General features: G+C 57.2%; 1 protein-coding gene. It reads right to left on the bottom strand.

Annotated elements, in window-relative coordinates; translation table 11 throughout:
• Positions 1 to 2: 2 nt before the first annotated feature.
• Positions 3 to 971 (bottom strand): IS110 family RNA-guided transposase, encoded by a 969-nt coding sequence (locus Q371_RS23300; RefSeq protein ID WP_051965147.1) that lies wholly within the window; start codon positions 969 to 971, stop codon positions 3 to 5.
• Positions 972 to 1219 lie beyond the last annotated feature (248 nt).

Here is a 1219-nt window from a genome sequence, read left to right as displayed (position 1 = left end):
CGTCAAGGGCCAGGGTAAGCCGGATCAAAAGGCTTGCCCTGTTTCACCACCGCAAACGCGATCCGCAAGATCTTCCTCGCCAACGCACACAACGCCACCTTCCCAGGTTTTCCCCGCAAACGCAACCCACGGTAATACTCCCCCAGACGGCTCTTCGAACGAATCGCCCCCAAAGCCGCCTGATACGCCGCTTTCCTCAACGATGCATGCCCAACTTTACTCAAATGCCGCCCCGCCTCATGTTTCCCGGATTGACGCATCCGCACATCCATCCCCGCAAAGCACACCAGAGCAGCAGAACACGAAAAACGTCCCAGAGACCCGGTGTTTGCCAACAGTTGCACCGACACCACCGGACCGATCCCCGGAACGCTCTGCAACAACTGCACTTCCTCCTGAAGTTCGGCTTGGCTTTCCAGCGTTTGCTGCACTCCATCTTCCAGCACCTCCTGAGCCTCCTGTAGCTGTTGCCTCAACTGCGTCAGCACCTCCAGCACCGCACCGCACGGCTCGGCCTGCTGCTGCAACGCGTGAAGTACGTTTTGAAGTTGCTGCTGGGTCTTCAAAACCGCCTCCCGTGCCGTGCAGGCTTGCTGCAGGTGCTGCCTTGCTGTTGTTAAAGGAACCCACGATTTCAGATCATGCCGACTGGCATATTCACTGATGATCCGGGCATCCACCGGGTCGGTTTTGCTGCGTCTCAGCTGGCTTTTGGCGTAGTACTTCACCTGAGCCGGGTTCAAAACCACCACTTGCACCTGTTCGTGGTGCAAGTACTGCGCTAGACGCTGGTGGTACACTCCGGTGGCTTCCATCACCACCAGCAGTTTTTCCTGCTCGGCGTGTGAAGTTAACTTTTGCTGGAAAGCCGCAAAACCCGAGTTCGTGTTGCTGAACCGGAACGTCTCTTGCCTGTCTGGGAAGTACGCCACATGTTCTTGACTGCCGATGTCCACCCCGATGCAGTTCATGCTGTCCTCCTGTTACAGTAGAAGGGTCAAGCGGGCTTCCCGGGGCGCAGTCTTATGGTGCAAGCTTTTGACGCTTGAGGATACTGTTCGGCCTCTGGTCAGCCGTCAGAGTCCAGCCCGAAGAATCTCGGCTTCTCACTGGGACGTGCAAGAGCGGAAAGAGGGTCTGGACTCTGGCTTGACGTAGATCCAACTTACCTGATCCACAAGACATAAGAGCCGAGAGCCGAGAGCCGAGAGCCGAGAGC

It is taken from the genome of Deinococcus misasensis DSM 22328 (assembly GCF_000745915.1).
In the GTDB taxonomy this organism is placed as follows: Bacteria; Deinococcota; Deinococci; order Deinococcales; family Deinococcaceae; genus Deinococcus_C; species Deinococcus_C misasensis.
The sequence above is the reverse complement of the archived record's forward strand: the minus strand, read 5'-3'. Positions and strand labels throughout refer to the sequence as shown.

Coding starts and splice junctions, on each gene's coding strand:
- Q371_RS23300 (WP_051965147.1), bottom strand. CDS start 971: ATGAACTGCATCGGGGTGGACATCGGCAGTCAAGAACATGTGGCGTAC.